The sequence below is a fragment of the Bradyrhizobium sp. USDA3516 genome (genome assembly GCF_057651995.1).
Window position 1 is genome coordinate 523,769 of record NZ_JBYGYN010000001.1, and the last position, 15,562, is coordinate 539,330.

Here is a 15,562-nt window from a genome sequence, read left to right on the forward strand (position 1 = left end):
GCTCCCACGGCTTCGGCTAGGCTGCCGCTACTGAATCCGCCATGACCACCCAAGCCGCTTTCGACCTGATCTTCCGCAACGCATTGTTGCGCTCTTCCGCCGCACCGGTCGATATCGGGGTGAGGGACGGCCGCATCGCCGCGATCGCGCCAAAGCTGGCCTGCGAGGCCGCCGAGGTCGATTTCGACGGCCGCCTTGCCCTGCCCGGATTCGTCGACACCCATATCCATCTCGACAAGGCCTGCCTGCTCGGCCGCTGCGGCCACGATCACGGCAGCGTCTCGGAGGCGATCCGCGCCGTCGCCGCCATGAAGAAGGATTTCACGATCGAGGACGTCTACGCACGCGGCGCAAAAGTGCTCGAACGCGCCATCGTCAACGGCACGACGCGCATGCGCACGCATGTCGAGATCGATCCCCGCATCGGCCTCCGTGGCTTCGAGGCGGTCAAGGCGCTGAAGCGCGATTACGCCTGGGCGATCGATCTCGAGCTCTGCGTCTTCCCTCAGGAAGGCCTCACCAACGATCCCGGAGCCGAGGAGCTGCTGATCCAGGCGCTCCGCGACGGCGGCAAGGTCATCGGCGGCTGTCCCTACATGGACACCGCCCCGAACGCGCACCTTGCGCGCATCTTCGATCTCGCCGAGGAATTCGATATCGACGTCGACCTCCATCTCGATTTCGATCTCGATCCCTCCTGGTGGCACCTCGACGAGGTCTGCCGCCAGACCGAGCAGCGCAATTACGGCGGACGCGTCGCGATCGGCCATGCGACGAAACTGTCGGCATTGCCTCCGGACCGGATGAAGGCCGCCACCGCGCAACTGGCGAAATCCGGCGTTGCCGTCACGGTGCTGCCCGCGACCGATCTCTATCTGATGGGGCGCGAGGCCACCCACAACGCGCCGCGTGGACTGACCCTTGCCCACAAGCTTGCCGGCGACGGCGTGCTCTGCTCGGTCGCGACCAACAACGTGCTCAATCCCTTCACGCCGTTCGGCGATGCCTCGCTGCTGCGGATGGCGAACTTCTATGCCAACGTCGCGCACGCCTCGGTCAGCGACTTCGACACCTGCCTGGATCTCGTGACCGAGCTGCCGGCCCGGCTGATGAACCTCGTCGACTACGGCATCGAGGTCGGAAATCCCGCCGATCTGATCGTGCTCGATACCAAGGACAGCCGATTCGCGATCGCCGAGCTGCCTGACGTTCTGATGGGCTTCAAGCGCGGCCGGCAGACATTTGCACGGCCGCGGCCGACGTTGTTCAAGAGTTGAGAGCGTTTTCGCGGCCGATATTCCGGGAATCGCGCAGAACCCGGCGGCCGCGCAGCCACTGCAGTTCGATTTTACCGCCGGTTCCCGCCGACCCGAGTTCGGTAGAATCCCGGACCGTAGCCCAACGCATTGCGAGGCAGGCACGCCCGCCATAATTAGGACGTGCACTGATCATCTGCGTTCAGTGGGGAAGTATGAGTTTGTTCAGCGCATTCAGCAGCATCGATGATTCCATCCAGGTCCGGACGCCGACCGACGCGGCGGCGAAGCGGCTGGACGGCATCGGCCACGTTCTCTCGGGCCTCGATATCGCGGCCATCCAGACCGAGGCCGACGTGAACCGCACGCTCTGGACGCTCGATGCCGCCAGCAAGTGCGTTCGCGCCGTGCTGGCGGAGTTCCGCACCCAGCCGGCCACCGAGCAGCTCGTCCGCAAATCCCGCAATCTGATAGACCTGATCGAACGCGCGCGCGACCAGGTCGGGAGCTTCGAAGCCCGCGACCCGGTCCTGAGCTGACTATTTCGTCCGATGGATCCTGGCGAGGATCCGATCCGCCTCGGTGCGCCAGTCCGCACTGCGGGCGAACTCGCTGCTGCCCCTCAATCCGAACAGCCCCTCATCGGCAAGATCGGCCATCCAGGCCTGCCGTTCGGCCGTGCCTTGCGCCGACCACGGCGTCAGCCCCGCCTCGCGCACGGTCTCGGCGACCTCGCGCACCTCTTCGGCCCGGCGGCGGCCGTGCTCGATTACGCGCTGAAAGACATAGGCGCCCAGCTCCTCCCAGTCGATGCCGGGAAACGTTTCCGCAAGCGAAGCCAGCACCCCCTCCTCGACGCCATAGGCGCGTGCGGTCGTGAAGCTCTCGATGACCATGGCCTCCAGGCCCTTGATCATGATGCTGCGGCACATTTTGACGGCCGAGGACACGCCGAGCTTGTCACTGGCCACCTTGGCCGCGAAACCGATCGCATTCAGCAGCGGCTCGAGCTCTCTCGCGCCGGGCCCGCCGAGCAGCAAAGGCACCTTGATGCGATAAGGCGGCACTGAGGTCATCACTGCGCCCTCGACGTAGCGCCCGGCGGCGCCATCGATCAGCGCCGCCGCGCGCTGCTTGGCGCCGGGAGAGGCCGAGTTGAAATCGAGAAACCAGGTGCCCTGGTTGATCGCCGCGGCACAAGCCTTTGCCACCGCAACGGCCTGGCTCGCGGTGACCGCGGAGATGATGAAGTCGGATTTTGCGGTCAGCTCGGCGTGTGAGGATGCAAGAGCGACACCGAATTTCGTCGCATGCTCCTGCAGCGGCGTGCCCTGCTCGCCACCGAGCTTGATGTCGTAGGCCGAGACCTCGATATCCTGCTGCCGCAAATCCTCGGCAAGAATTCTACCGACCTCGCCATAGCCGACCAGCCCGATCCGCCATCGCCTGGGATCACCTGCCATCAGTTCAGTCCTCGTGTCGTCTCGTCAAAGAGCTCCTCGACCGCATAGCGGCGCGGAATCAGCGCCTGCTGGAATGCGTAGTCGATGATCAGCTCGAGCGGTTTTCTGTTGGCCTCGATCCCGAACGGAACGAGGTCCGGCGTTGCCGTCGGTCCCGTCTGCGCCTTGTTCCGCTTGAGCAGATCATAGACGCCGGCGACCATGTCGGGGCGCGATTTCGCCAGGCTCTCGGTCACGACCACGAGATGGTTGACCGGCACGACGCCGCGCCGCGAATACCATCTGGCGGCTTCTGCGGCCGGATCGGGAAACAGCGGCTTCAGCCTGGGATCGTCGGAGGTCTCGCCGAGGACGGCATCGAGCTCGCCGTCGCACAGCATCTGAAGGATCTTCTTGTCCTTCGGCGCGCGCTCGGTGGTGTCGACATACTCGGCGACATGCGGATTCTCGAAGGTGATCCAGCGAATCCTGTCGAGATTGACGCCGTAGTCGTTGGCGAGGATGCCCCTGATCCAGGCGCCCGTCGTGGTCGTGAATGAGCGGATGCCGACGCGCTTGCCTTCGAGATCGTTCGGCCCGAGCGTCCCATGCGCGGGATTATAGAGAGCGTAGGAATGCTGGAAGCGGCCGAGCATGGTCGCCGGCAACAGCACCAGCGGCTTGCCGTGCGCTTTCGCCATCAGATAGGTGACGATCGCCATCTCGCAGACGTCGAAGGCCTGCTCGCGCACCATCGGCTTGAACGCCGCATTGGTCGGCGTGTATTCGACGAACTCGAGATCGAACAGGTCGGAGCGCAGCTCGCCGCTCTTCACCGCCTTGACGTGAGGGTGGCTGCCGAGCACGGCCTTCAGCTTGAGATGATCCATCCTCCGCTCCGTTTCAGACATCATCCGGCGTGTCGACATAGACGAGGCCGGCCTTCGCCAGGGCCTCGCGCATACCATACATGTCGAGGCCGAGCTCGCCCGAGGCGAGGCGCTTACGCTTGCCGCCCTCATCCGCGTTGCGCTTCTTCGCTTTGTCCGCGACTTCGGCCGCATGACGTTTCGGCACCACCACGACGCCATCATCATCGGCCACGACGATGTCGCCGGGATCGACGTTGATTCCAGCACAGACCACGGGGACGTTGACCGAGCCGAGCGTGGCCTTGACCGTGCCCTTGGCCGAGACCGCGCGCGACCACACCGGAAATTTCATCTCGTGCAGCGCTTTGACGTCGCGGCAGCCGGCGTCGATGACCAGCCCCTGCACGCCGCGGGCCTGAAGCGAGGTCGCGAGCAGTTCGCCGAACATGCCGTCGGTATTGTCGGTGGTGCAACCGACCACCAGAACATCGCCCTTCCTGCACTGCTCGACGGCGACATGGATCATCCAGTTGTCGCCGGGCTGCGCCAGCACGGTGACCGCGGGACCGGCGATCGAGGCCCCCGCCCAGACCGGACGCAAATAAGGCTTCATCAGGCCGATGCGGCCGTACGCCTCGTGCACGGTCGAGACGCCGTACTCGGCCATGCCGGCGGGATCGCCACGCTTGATGTTGCGAACGACGACGGGCTTCATGCCAGCTCCTCCGCGACGGTCGGAAACAGGCGCTGATAGGCCTCGCCATAGGTCATGGGCACGCCGGTGTTGCGGCTGCCCTGGATGCCGCGGTTGAGCGCGACGCGCTCGTAATAGCCCCAAAGGTGCTTCTGCGCGGCGAGAATCTGGAACGCCTCGTACTTCTTGTTCCAGACCTCGTCGATCTTGAGGATGGTGTCGGGCTTGTAGTTGCACTGCTCGGGCTGGTGCGGCTCGAACAGGAACACCGGCGGCGCCGAATATTTGTACTGCGCGCCGGGCTTGTGGCCCATGGCCTGCGCGACCACGCGCGTCTCCTGCGCGAAATGCGCCGCATTCGGATGATCGAAATTATAGGGGTCTTCCAGCGCATGCGTCAGCACGAAGCTCGGATTGAGCTCGCGGTAGATATCGACCATGCGGTCGAAATGCGCTTCCGTCAGCTTGAGCGGGTAGTCACCGCAATCGAAGAACTCGATATCGGCGCCGAGCAGCCTCGCTGCGCGCTCCGCCTCATCCTTGCGGCCGGCCTTGACCGTTTCCAGCGTCGCGCCCTGCTCTTTCCAGGCGAACTGGCTCTCGCCGCGCTCGCCGAAGGACAGGCACACGATCTTCATCCGATAGCCCTTCTTCGCATGCAGCGCGATGGCGCCGCCGGCGCGCCAGACGAAATCGCCGGGATGGGCGGTGACGACGAGGCCTGTTTTCATGGGCTACTCCTTTTCGTTCGTATGCATGCGCCGGCGTCCGCAACGCGTGTCGCGCAGCGCGTTGATCGCAAACACGTCGTCACGCCTCGAACCCGAACAGGCGCGCGGGATTGTCGACCAAAATCTTCGTCTGGAGCTCAGGCTCCGGCGCGAACAGCGGAATCAAATCGACGAGATCGCCGTCGTTCGGCATCACCTTGACGTTGGGATGCGGCCAGTCCGTGCCCCAGATGGTGCGATCCGGCGCGGTCTCGACGATCTTTCGCGCGAACGGCACCGCATCGGTGAACGGCGGACCGATAGAGGACACCCGCTCCGAGCCGCAGATCTTCACCCAGCATTTCTCGTCGCGCTGCATCAGCTCGATCAGGATCTTGAACGGCAGCTGGTCGAGCCCGTCGGCCGCCTTCACCCGGCCCATATGGTCGATGGTGTAGCTCAGCGGCAGCCTTGTCAGCATGTCGGCGTATTCGGGCAGATCGATCGCATCGAAATGCAGGTCGACGTGCCAGCCGAGCGGCGCCACCATCGCGACGATGCGGTCGAACACGCGCTTGTCGGGGACGCCGCCGAGATGGCGGACGAAGTTGAAGCGGCAGCCGCGAAAACCGCCCTCGTGCAGCACCCGCAGGTCGGGCTCCGTGATGGTGCCATCGATATTGGCGACGGCGCGGTAGGCGCCATTGCTCTCAGCGATTGCATCGAGCGCCACGCTGTTGTCGGTGCCGTGCACGCTGGCATTGACGATGACGGCGCGCTCAACGCCGAGCTTGGCATGCAGCGCGCGAAAATCCTCCAGCGGCGCATCCGGGGGCGTGTAGGAACGCTCCGGCGCGTAAGGATATTTCGCGCCCGGCCCGAAGATGTGGCAATGCGCGTCACACGACAGCTTCGGCAGCCTGAACTTCGGCGTGCGCGTATCAGGATCGGGCGGTGGAATGGTCGGCGTATACAACATCGTCATGAGGTGAACCGCCGAAGCGAGACCGCTTGCTTCACGTCTTGCCGGCGACGACCGGCCGCCGCCGCGCCGGCATGGCCTGATCCAGCGCGGGCGCCTGAAAGGCGGCGACGGTGGCCTGCACCAATTGCTCGATGGCGGCCGCGGCATCGCTGCCGTCAGCCTCGCCGCGCGACAGGCGCGACACGCGCTCCGGCGTCACCAGCGAATAATAGAGTGCGCCGAGCAGGAAATGGCTGCGCCAGACGATGTCCGTGCGCGGAATGTGCGGCAGGCTCTCGTGCACCGCGTCGATGAAGGCGTGGCTGGTGTCGTCGAAGGTCCGCGCAATGATCTTTCGCGCAACCTCGTTGCCTTCCGCCGACATCACCGCGCGCAGCCGCGTGAAGCGCGCTCCGCCACCGGCGAGATCGCTGCCGGAGGTGAAGGCCGGCACCACATAGGCGCGAACGATCGCCTCCAGCCGGTCCTGGAGATCGCGCACGCGCTTTGCGGCGGCGAGCAGCTCGGAACGGCGCAAGTTCATCGGCCCGCAATGGCGCCGGTAGATCTCCAGCAGCAAACCGTCCTTGGTCTTGAAGTGATAGGTCACGCTGCCCGGATTCGCCCCGGCGGCTTGCGCAATGTCCCGCACCGATACGGCATTGAAGCCGTTGGTGGCGAACAGCTCCTCCGCGGCGGCGAGGATCGCCTCGCGCATGTTCGGCTTGCGGGCCGCTTCCTTGCTGGTGGGCTTGCGTAGCATGAGATTTGTACTATTGTACAAAAGATCAGGTCCCGTCAACAAGGACGTGATAATGGCGGGACGGCGCAGGCACGTAAGCGCCGTTCAGCGACTGGCGCTCGCCCGCATCCTTTCCGGCGTTGCGAGACGCCGCCCGAAATCGTCCTCTTCGTCTCCCGACGGGATCAGGATGGCGCGCTCGCGCGGCAGCGCCTCCGGCATCTCGTCGCGGATGAAGGCGATGAGCTTCTCCCTCATCTCGCAGCGCAGGTCCCACGACTGCGGTGCGTTCCTGGCGCTCACCAGCGCCCGAAGCTCGATGGTGCGCGAATCGGCATCGACCACCTGGAGATTCACGACCTCCCCGTCCCACAGCTTCGACTGCTTCACCGCCTGCTCCAGCCAGCTCCGGATGCGCGCGACGTCGGCACGGTAGTCGACGTGCAGCGCGACGACGCCGATGAGGGATGCGGTGTCGCGCGTCCAGTTCTGGAACGGCTTTTCGATGAAATAGGACAGCGGCACCACCATGCGGCGCCAGTCCCACAACCGGATCACGACATAGGTCGAGGCGATGTCCTCGATCCAGCCCCATTCGTTCTCGATGATCACGGCATCCTCGATGCGGATCGGCTGGGTGATCGCGATTTGCAGGCCGGCAATCAGATTGCTCAGCAATGGCCGCGCCGCAAGACCGACGATGATGCCGGCCGCGCCAGCGGACGCGAACAGGCTGACGCCGTATTGCTTCACGGAGTCGAACGTCATCAGCGCGGCGGAGACCGTGATGATGACGATGATGGTGTCGGTGACGCGCTTGAACACGCGCACCTGCGTGACGTGCTTGCGCGCGACGAAATTCTCGGTGACATCGCGAAAATTCTGCAAGTAGCGCGCCGCGCTCATGTCGACGATCCGGATCGAGATCCAGCCGATCAGCGCGATGAAGGCCACGACGAACAGCCGCGTCAGGGGGTTGCGGATCGTGTCGTCGAGCGGCGCCAGCGGCAGCACCATTGCGACGGCGCCAAGGCAGAGCGCCATCTGCGTGGGGCCCGCCGTACGCTCGACGAACACGCTCAATAGCGGAAGGCGCGTTCCGAAAGCGCGGTTGAGCAGCCAGGCGGCGACCCGGTAGGCGAGCAGGGCAAGAAGGACCGCACCGGCAACCAGGCTGAGGCCGACGAACCATGACGGTATCCAGCCGAGCACCCCATCGATGTCGGCCAAGAGGGCCTGCCAACTCATTGCTGTCCCCTTCAGTGCATTCGCGCAGCCCGCTCAACGCCTGCCGCTCAGCTTGGCTCCCCCGTTCAGTGCAACGCAGCATTCCGCTGATGCATCCGTGGTCCAACTGCGCTAGTTTGAGGTCCTCATGACCCGACGTACCGGCAGCGCCGATCTTCCTCTTCACACCGGGCGGGTTCCGCCCTGGCTGGCAAGCCGCATGTCCTCGCTGGGCGCGATCGTCACCCAGGCGATCGTGCATCATTACGGCCGCGACGCATTTCTGCAGAGGCTGTCGCATCCCTTCTGGTTCCAGTCGTTTGGCGCCGTGATGGGGATGGACTGGCACTCCTCCGGGATCACGACCTCGGTGATCGGCGCATTGAAGCGCGGGCTCGGACCGCTTCAGGACGAGCTCGGGATTTACGTCTGCGGCGGCCGCGGTCAGCATTCGCGCAAGACGCCGGACGAGCTGTTGCAGCTCGGCGACCGCGTCGGATTCGACGGCATCAAGCTGACTCGGGCCAGTCGTCTGGTCGCCAAGGTCGACAGTGCCGCGGTCCAGGACGGCTTCGACCTTTACCTGCACGGCTTCTTCGTCACCACTGAGGGCAAATGGACGGTGGTGCAGCAGGGCATGAACGGCGACAAGCGGCAGGCGCGGCGCTATCACTGGCATTCCGAGGCACTGAAGAGCTTTGTCGATACGCCGCACAGCGCAATCGACGGGCCGCAGCAGGGAGAGATCGTCAATCTCACCGATCACCGCGCCGATCTATCTCGGACGGCACAGCTCGAGCTGCTCTCCGACCTCGGTCCGGATCGCATCGTCTCCGAATTCGCAAGGCTCACGGGGACCCCGTCGACGCCGGCGCAAGGCATGCTGCCGCATCTGATCATGCCCGCGCATCATGATGTGCGGCCGAAGGACGTGTTCGCGCGCCGCCTGCACGGCACGCTCGCCGCCGCAGCCGAACGCGGCCCGGTCGATTTCCCGGAGCTGCTGCTGACGCCGGGCGTCGGCGCGCGCACGGTGCGCTCGCTGGCGATGGTCGCCGAGGTCGTGCACGGCGCGCCCTATCGCTTCACCGACCCCGCGCGTTTCTCGCTCGCCCATGGCGGCAAGGACCGGCATCCCTACCCCGTTCCGATCAAGGTCTATGACGAGACCATCCGGGTCCTGAAGGGCGCGATCCAGAACGCGAAGCTCGGGCGCGAGGAAGAGATGCAGGCGATCAAGCGGCTCGACGAGCAGGCGCGGCGGCTGGAGCGGACCGCGCGCGGCCCTTCGGTCGAGGCTTTCATCGCCGGTGAACGGGCGGCCTCACCGGATCTCGATGGCCGCTCGGTGTTCGGCTGGGAGCGCGACCTTGCGCCCACAAAAAAGCGGACCGGCTGAACACCGGTCCGTCAGTCGGCGGGATGAACGCTCCACTCAGGTCTCGTCCGTGTCCGGCTTCTCGTCGAGCCGGTTGGCCGCGTGATCCTGATACTGCTCGGTCTGGATGGTCTTGCCGTCCATACCGCGAATGTCCGAATGCTGTTTCTTGTCTCGGTTGGACAGGACCATGTTGTCGCCGATCATCTCCTTCGGCACGTCGGTCAATGCGCCGGTGCCGTCGCCCTTGCCGTGCATGCCCGATCTGAAATGCGTCTTGCTGCCGTGCCCACCAGGCATCAGTCTCTCCTCTTGCAGTGGTCTTCCGAAGATTTAGTGCTTCTGTTGCGCCGCCGTCGGCTTCGGCGGCTGCCTTGCATGCTGATCTCCGATCGTCACCGGCCTCCGCCCTTTCCGGCCTCGTCGTGCCTGTGATGGGAATCATGCTCGCCACCGCCGCCGGAAACCCGGCTGTGGCTGCGCTGCGGATCGTCCGCCGGCGGCTTCTTCACCTGAAGCGGTGCCTTCGCGTTCTCATGCGAGGCGCCGGGTCCGCCCTGACGAATGGTGTTCGGTGTCTTCGTGGATGTCGACATGAATGTCGTCCTCCTCAGCGATCCTGCTGATAGCCTTGATTGGTCGTGTTCTGCTTGATATTGCCCTGCTGTCCCTGCTGATCCGGATTCTGTACACGCTCCTGATCGTGCGGCATCTGATCGGCGGACATTTGCTTGCGATCGCCGGTTCCCTTGCGGCTCTGATTGTCCGGTGGAACAGGTGGCATTTTGCTGGCCATGATCTTGTCTGCCGTTAAGACGTCGATCTGCGACATGCGCAGAAGGAACTCCGCTCCGCATCATGTCGGATGACAACAGCCCGAGCGGCTCGCCGTTCCTGACCGATGATAACAGGCCAAGATTTTCCGAAAGCGCGTCGCCGACGTCAGTTGGCCGCGGTGATGGAACGATCGTCCCTCGTTCCGGTGCGTGCAGTAGGCTCTGTTCCGCGGCCCTCTGCCGCGACGGGAAGCTTCGCGATTGCCCGCAAGCCCGGCCGCTTGCGCCAGCGGATCTCAGTGGCATCGACGGCCAGACTCAATTTCGGCCACCGTACGAACAGCGCTTCCAGCGCACAGGCCGCCTCGATGCGCGCGAGCTGATGGCCGAGACAGAAGTGGATTCCCGTGCCGAACGAAATATGGCGGTTCGGCTTGCGTGCGAGATCGAGGCTCTCGGGACGATCATGTACCGCGGGGTCCATGTTCGCAGCGGCGAGCATCACCATGACGCGATCGCCCTTTTTCAGGCGCACGCCTTCGACCTCGACATCGCGCCGCACGTAGCGTGGCTTGGAGAATTGCACTGGCGAGACGAAGCGCAGGAACTCCTCGACCGCGAGCCCGACGCGGCTCCAGTCCTGTTCCAGCCAGTCGCGTAGCTCGGGATTCCTGAGCAGCTCGTAGACGGAACCGCTGATGAGATGGGTGGTGGTTTCCGATCCCGCCCCGAGCAACAGAAACACCATCGAAACCATTTCATCCGGCGTGATCTGGCCGCCTTCGCGCTCGACCTGAATCAGCTCCGCAATCAGGCCCTCGCCGCCCTGCACGCGCGCGATCTGCAGCTGCTGCTCGAGGTAGGCGCGCATCTTGCGGACCGCGAACAGCAGGCGGAAGAAGCTGACGACATTCGTCAGCGAGGATATCGCGTTGGCCCAGGCGATGAACTTTGGACGATCTGCCAACGGCAGGCCGAGCAGCTCGGAGATCACCGCGAGCGGCAGGATGCGCGCATAGCGCTCGACCAGATCGGCCGGGGATCCCTCCGCGAACAGCTCGGCGGCCAGACCGTCAGCGATGGCCCGGATGCGCGGCTCCATCGCAACGATCGCGCGGCGGCGAAACGCTTCGTCCACGATGCTGCGCAGACGCGTGTGATCCGGCTCGTCCATCGTCAGCATGTTGTTGGCGATGGTCCTGACGAGCCTCGGCATCCACCAGCGCAAGCCCGCGATGTCGCCATCCTCCTTGCGCAAGGTGAAGGTCGCGCCGTCCTTCAGGACCTGCGCGGTGGCGTCATGGGTCGTGGTGATCCAGACATTGCCGACGATGAGGAACCGCGTCGCGACCACGGGTGCGGACATGCGCAATTTCGCGATCGCCTTGGGCGGGTCGCGAAAGAAGGCCTCGCTGGTGAAATCGAGGCGCGCTGTCATGGCATCACCGGAGCGACTGGTGGCGTATCACCGAGATGGTGCGCGGCGCGGCCGGCGCAAGGGTGCGCTGCTCGTCGGCCGCAGGCGTGGAGAGCCCTATCCGCGCCCGGAGGAGCGCTGGCCGCTCTTGCGCTGCTGCTGGGTATAGGAGTCCCAATGACTCCAGGTGCCATTGCTGAGGCTTTGCAGGTCAGTGCCAAGTGGACGGCGCGTGCGTTTGTCGTGATCGGCGATCACGCGCTCCGACTGCGCGATCTTGCGCCTGAGTTCCGCGATCGTCTTCTGCGTCTGGCCGTTGCGCTTCGAGGTGGCGATCTCGCCTATCGTGAAGCGCGCGGTCTCCAGCGCCTTCAGCTCGGCGCGGTTCTTCTTCAACTGAACCCGGTGCCAGGCGATGTTGCTGTCGCTGTCCGCAACCATGTGGGAACTCCGCTGATTCGGTCCCGCATAGTATCGTGCGCCGAATCGGCGCCGCAACGCCCCGGCGGTGGCGAAAATGCGATCTTCTCGCACAGAAATTCCGGATTTACCGCTCGGCGAAGGCCTTCTCGACCACGAACTGGGCCGGCTCGCCGTGATTGCCCTCGGCGAAGCCGCGTTCGCCCAAGAGGACACGGGTGTCCGCCACCAGGGCCGGGCTGCCGCAGATCATGACGCGATCATGGGCGGCTTCCAGCATCGGCAAGCCGATATCGGCGAACAGCTTGCCTGAGGTGATGAGGTCGGTGATGCGGCCGCGGTTGCGGAAGGGATCGCGCGTCACGGTCGGATAGTAGATCAGCTGGTTCTGGATGTACTCGCCGAGCAGTTCGTCCTTGGGCAGATGCTCGGTGATCATCTCGCCATAGGCGAGCTCCTTGACGTGCCGGCAGCCGTGCAGGAGCACTACCTTCTCGAAGCGTTCGTAGGTTTCAGGGTCCTTAATGACGCTCAGGAACGGCGCAAGACCGGTGCCGGTGCCGATCAGGTAGAGGTTGCGCCCCTCTTCCAGATTGTCGATCACCAGCGTGCCGGTGGCCTTGCGGCTGACGATGATCTCGTCGCCCTCCTTCAAATGCTGAAGCCGCGAGGTCAGCGGCCCGTCCGGCACCTTGATCGAGAAAAACTCCAGCGTGTCCTCGTAATTGGCGCTGGCGACGCTGTAGGCCCGCAGCAGCGGCTTCTCGCCGACCTTGAGCCCGATCATCGTGAATTCGCCGTTGCGGAAGCGGAAGGTCGGGCTGCGGGTGGTCTTGAAGGAGAACAGCGTGTCGGTCCAGTGGTGGACGCTCAAAACGCTTTCCTGATTGAAATTGCTCATCTCACCTTCCCTGTCGCGTCAATTGCGGTTCCGAGGCCGGCAGCTATGCGTCATTTGTACACGATCATTCGTATACTAATGAATAATCCGGCTTGATCCCGCGGTCAAGGCTGCCCAAGATCGGAAGCGTTGCAGTTGGGAATAAGGAGCCCCTTCCATGGCGCATGACGCACCCCAGGCCGCCGGACCCTCGAAGCTGGTGATCCGCAATATCGGCCTGATCCTGTCCGGCGCTTTGGAAAAGCCGATTCTGGACGGCGACACCATCGTCGCCGAGAACGGCAAGATCACCGCGATCGGCCGCTTCAAGGACGTCGATACCGAAGGCGCCACCACCATCGTCGACGCCAACGGCACCACGGTGGCGCCGGGCCTGATCGACAGCCACGTCCACCCTGTCGCCGGTGACTGGACGCCGCGGCAGAACCAGATCAACTGGATCGACAGCTATCTGCACGGCGGCGTCACCACCATGATCTCCGCCGGCGAGGTGCACATGCCCGGTCGCCCCCGCGACGTCGTCGGCCTCAAGGCCACGGCCGTGTTCGCCCAGCGCGCGTTCTGGACCTTGCGCCCCGGCGGCGTGAAGGTTCACGCCGGCGCGCCGGTGATCGAATGCGAGATGGTTGAAGAAGACTTCAAGGAGATGGCGGCGAACGGCGTCAAGCTGCTCGGCGAGGTCGGCCTCGGCGGCGTCAAGGACGGCCCGACCGCGCGGAAGATGGTCGGCTGGGCGCGCAAATACGGTATCCAGAGCACCATCCATACCGGCGGTCCGTCGATCCCTGGCTCCGGCCTGATCGACAAGGACGTGGTGCTGGAGGCCGACACCGACGTGGTCGGCCACATCAATGGCGGCCACACCGCCCTGCCCGACGACCAGATCCGCTGCATCTGCGAGGGCTGCAAGCGCGGCCTCGAGCTCGTGCACAACGGCAATGAGCGCTCGGCCCTGTTCACGCTGCGCACCGCGCGCGAGATGGGCGACCTGCATCGCGTCATCCTCGGCACCGACGCGCCCGCCGGCTCAGGCGTGCAGCCGCTCGGCATCCTGCGCATGGTCTCGATGCTGTCCTCGCTCGGCGACCTCCCGGCCGAGATCGCGTTCTGCCTTGCCACCGGCAACACCGCGCGGATGCGTCAGCTCGATTGCGGCCTGATCGAGGTCGGCCGCTCCGCCGACTTCGTCATCATGGACAAGGCGCAGCACTCGCCGGGCAAGAACATCCTGGAGAGCGTCCAGCTCGGCGACCTCCCCGGCATCGGCATGACCATCATCGACGGCATCGTGCGCACCCAGCGCAGCCGCAACACGCCGCCCGCCGGCAAGGTGCCGGAGGTGGTGCCGAAGTGAAAGCCACAACGCCGCCCACTCCGCATAGCCTCTCGAACGCGTTGAACTGGCCTCCCGCCTGCTGCGTCTAATACCGGACGGCCCCTCCGAGGGCCGCCCGTTGCCGGAGCGTCGAAGAGAGCATGAAGAGTTCGTCGCGGATTGCCGCCGGCGTCGTCGGTGCGGTGGCGGGCTATGCCGCGATCTTTCTGGTGTTTTCTCTCCTCGATCTGGGCAACCGGGCCGACCCCATCACATCGGGCCTTTTGGCACTGTTCGTCTACTCTCCCATCGGCGCGATCGGCGGCGCGGTGCTCGCCAGCTGGCTGGTGTCGCGCCGTGGCAAGGACGCAAGCAATGGAAGCGTCGCGCGCAACAGCCTGAAGTCGCTCGGCGTCATCGCCCTGCTCTGCGTCGGAGCCGCCGCCGCTTACCTCGCTTACGCCTACGCAACCGCGACGCCGTGGCTCAACCCGAATGCGGCCAATCCCTTGCTCGTGTTTGAGATACGCCTTCCGCCCGGGGCGGCGATGCCGACCTCATTGCAAAGCATCGCCATCGAGTTGCAGACCGACATCAACACCATGCCCGCCGAGCTCACGCCCGCCGACTTTCGCCGTGATGGCGACCAAGCCGTCGTCACGGGTGAAGTCGAGCTGGCCTTTCGAACATCGCACCGGCAGCTCGCCGTCACCATCGAAGGACAGCCAAAACGGATCTACCCAATCGGATTGTCGGCCAAAGCGCCGCATACCCCAGAGTTCGGAACGTGGCGACGCCTCAACGACGGAAGTGAGATCCGCTACCGCGCCCAATGGCCGGGGAAGACATGAACGTCGAAATCAGCTTTCTTCAATCCGCTCGTTCAACTGCCGTAGGGTGGGCAAAGGCGCGAAGCGCCGTGCCCACGATCTTTTCCTGATCGAGAGAGATGGTGGGCACGCTTTCGATTTGCCCACCCTACGGCACCTTCACCGCAGCTTGTTCAACAGCGCCATCAGCGTCTCGCGCTCCTTGGCATCCAGCGGCGCCAAGGTTTCGCGGGTAATGGCAAGCGCGTTCGGTGCCAGCTTCTCGGCAAGCTGCTGACCGGCGCGCGTCAGGCTCACGAGCAGGCGGCGGCCGTCCTCGGGATCCTGGCTGGTCTCGGTGAGGCCGCGCGCGGTGAGACGATCGATTACGCCCTTGATGGTCGCAACGTCCATCGCCGTCAGACGCCCGAGCTGGTTCTGCGAGCACGGCCCGGTCTCGGCCAGTTTCGACAGCGCCGCCCATTGCGTCGGCGTCAGGTTGGTGCCGATGTCGCGGGTGAAGATCGAGCTGTGGCGCTGCCAGACCTGGCGCAGGATGAAGCCGACCTGTTCGTCGAGAACGTAAGGCGGTTTTGCCGGTTTGACACTCTTTTTGGCCGTAACGCTTCTCGCCATCCG

The 15,562-nt window shown here is 64.7% G+C and carries 19 protein-coding genes; 5 read left to right on the top strand and 14 right to left on the bottom strand.

The genetic code is table 11. The features are described from left to right. Positions 1 to 41: 41 nt before the first annotated feature. Positions 42 to 1,277, top strand: a complete 1,236-nt coding sequence (locus AC24YW_RS02745) for an amidohydrolase family protein (RefSeq protein WP_487481253.1) — start codon at positions 42 to 44, stop codon at positions 1,275 to 1,277. 194 nt (positions 1,278 to 1,471) lie between these two features. Next, entirely contained in the window at positions 1,472 to 1,795 is a 324-nt protein-coding gene (locus AC24YW_RS02750; protein ID WP_487481254.1) for a hypothetical protein, read from the top strand. Here the strand turns inward: AC24YW_RS02750 and AC24YW_RS02755 are convergent, their stop codons facing one another. The 7 genes from AC24YW_RS02755 to AC24YW_RS02785 form a co-directional block, all read right to left on the bottom strand. Beyond that, the gene (locus AC24YW_RS02755; protein ID WP_487481255.1) at positions 1,796 to 2,719 is read right to left on the bottom strand and encodes a DUF1932 domain-containing protein; all 924 of its coding nucleotides are present in this window, start codon (positions 2,717 to 2,719) and stop codon (positions 1,796 to 1,798) included. It abuts the gene before it with no gap. Beyond that, complete coding sequence (locus tag AC24YW_RS02760; protein WP_487481256.1) at positions 2,719 to 3,588, bottom strand: substrate-binding domain-containing protein; 870 nt, start codon at positions 3,586 to 3,588, stop codon at positions 2,719 to 2,721. The genes AC24YW_RS02755 and AC24YW_RS02760 overlap by 1 nt, the downstream gene beginning before the upstream one ends. A 13-nt stretch (positions 3,589 to 3,601) precedes the next feature. Then, entirely contained in the window at positions 3,602 to 4,285 is a 684-nt protein-coding gene (locus AC24YW_RS02765) for a 4-carboxy-4-hydroxy-2-oxoadipate aldolase/oxaloacetate decarboxylase (protein ID WP_487481257.1), read from the bottom strand. Continuing rightward, on the bottom strand, positions 4,282 to 4,995 hold the full coding sequence (locus tag AC24YW_RS02770; RefSeq protein WP_487481258.1) for a PIG-L deacetylase family protein: 714 nt from the start codon (positions 4,993 to 4,995) through the stop codon (positions 4,282 to 4,284). The genes AC24YW_RS02765 and AC24YW_RS02770 overlap by 4 nt, the downstream gene beginning before the upstream one ends. 79 nt (positions 4,996 to 5,074) lie before the next feature. Then, entirely contained in the window at positions 5,075 to 5,959 is an 885-nt protein-coding gene (locus AC24YW_RS02775) for an amidohydrolase family protein (protein ID WP_487481259.1), read from the bottom strand. 31 nt (positions 5,960 to 5,990) lie between these two features. Further along, on the bottom strand, positions 5,991 to 6,701 hold the full coding sequence (locus AC24YW_RS02780; protein WP_487481260.1) for a TetR/AcrR family transcriptional regulator: 711 nt from the start codon (positions 6,699 to 6,701) through the stop codon (positions 5,991 to 5,993). Positions 6,702 to 6,785: 84 nt separating this feature from the next. Beyond that, positions 6,786 to 7,928 carry a mechanosensitive ion channel family protein gene (locus AC24YW_RS02785; protein ID WP_487481261.1) on the bottom strand — a complete coding sequence of 381 codons (1,143 nt, stop codon included), beginning with the start codon at positions 7,926 to 7,928 and terminating at the stop codon, positions 6,786 to 6,788. A 127-nt stretch (positions 7,929 to 8,055) separates the two neighbouring features. Between AC24YW_RS02785 and AC24YW_RS02790 the strand changes: the two genes are divergently transcribed. Continuing rightward, positions 8,056 to 9,306 (top strand): DUF763 domain-containing protein, encoded by a 1,251-nt coding sequence (locus AC24YW_RS02790; RefSeq protein WP_487481262.1) that lies wholly within the window; start codon positions 8,056 to 8,058, stop codon positions 9,304 to 9,306. Positions 9,307 to 9,342: 36 nt separating this feature from the next. Here AC24YW_RS02790 and AC24YW_RS02795 read toward each other — a convergent pair whose 3' ends face one another. The 6 genes from AC24YW_RS02795 to AC24YW_RS02820 all read right to left on the bottom strand — a co-directional run bounded on the left by AC24YW_RS02795 (position 9,343) and on the right by AC24YW_RS02820 (position 12,799). Beyond that, positions 9,343 to 9,585 carry a hypothetical protein gene (locus AC24YW_RS02795; protein WP_487481263.1) on the bottom strand — a complete coding sequence of 81 codons (243 nt, stop codon included), beginning with the start codon at positions 9,583 to 9,585 and terminating at the stop codon, positions 9,343 to 9,345. Between the two features lie 95 nt (positions 9,586 to 9,680). Further along, entirely contained in the window at positions 9,681 to 9,881 is a 201-nt protein-coding gene (locus AC24YW_RS02800; RefSeq protein ID WP_487481264.1) for a hypothetical protein, read from the bottom strand. Between the two features lie 14 nt (positions 9,882 to 9,895). Further along, positions 9,896 to 10,081, bottom strand: a complete 186-nt coding sequence (locus tag AC24YW_RS02805; RefSeq protein WP_487481846.1) for a hypothetical protein — start codon at positions 10,079 to 10,081, stop codon at positions 9,896 to 9,898. A gap of 146 nt (positions 10,082 to 10,227) precedes the next feature. After that, positions 10,228 to 11,499 carry a cytochrome P450 gene (locus AC24YW_RS02810; protein ID WP_487481265.1) on the bottom strand — a complete coding sequence of 424 codons (1,272 nt, stop codon included), beginning with the start codon at positions 11,497 to 11,499 and terminating at the stop codon, positions 10,228 to 10,230. Between the two features lie 96 nt (positions 11,500 to 11,595). Further along, positions 11,596 to 11,919 carry a hypothetical protein gene (locus AC24YW_RS02815; protein ID WP_487481266.1) on the bottom strand — a complete coding sequence of 108 codons (324 nt, stop codon included), beginning with the start codon at positions 11,917 to 11,919 and terminating at the stop codon, positions 11,596 to 11,598. A gap of 106 nt (positions 11,920 to 12,025) precedes the next feature. After that, entirely contained in the window at positions 12,026 to 12,799 is a 774-nt protein-coding gene (locus tag AC24YW_RS02820; RefSeq protein WP_487481267.1) for a ferredoxin--NADP reductase, read from the bottom strand. A 157-nt stretch (positions 12,800 to 12,956) separates the two neighbouring features. Between AC24YW_RS02820 and AC24YW_RS02825 the strand changes: the two genes are divergently transcribed. Beyond that, positions 12,957 to 14,153 carry an amidohydrolase family protein gene (locus AC24YW_RS02825; protein ID WP_487481268.1) on the top strand — a complete coding sequence of 399 codons (1,197 nt, stop codon included), beginning with the start codon at positions 12,957 to 12,959 and terminating at the stop codon, positions 14,151 to 14,153. 122 nt (positions 14,154 to 14,275) lie between these two features. Then, the gene (locus AC24YW_RS02830; protein ID WP_487481269.1) at positions 14,276 to 14,965 is read left to right on the top strand and encodes a hypothetical protein; all 690 of its coding nucleotides are present in this window, start codon (positions 14,276 to 14,278) and stop codon (positions 14,963 to 14,965) included. A gap of 138 nt (positions 14,966 to 15,103) precedes the next feature. On the opposite strand, the gene AC24YW_RS02835 is transcribed toward AC24YW_RS02830, so the two are convergent. After that, on the bottom strand, positions 15,104 to 15,559 hold the full coding sequence (locus tag AC24YW_RS02835) for a MarR family winged helix-turn-helix transcriptional regulator (RefSeq protein WP_487481270.1): 456 nt from the start codon (positions 15,557 to 15,559) through the stop codon (positions 15,104 to 15,106). Positions 15,560 to 15,562: the final 3 nt, after the last annotated feature.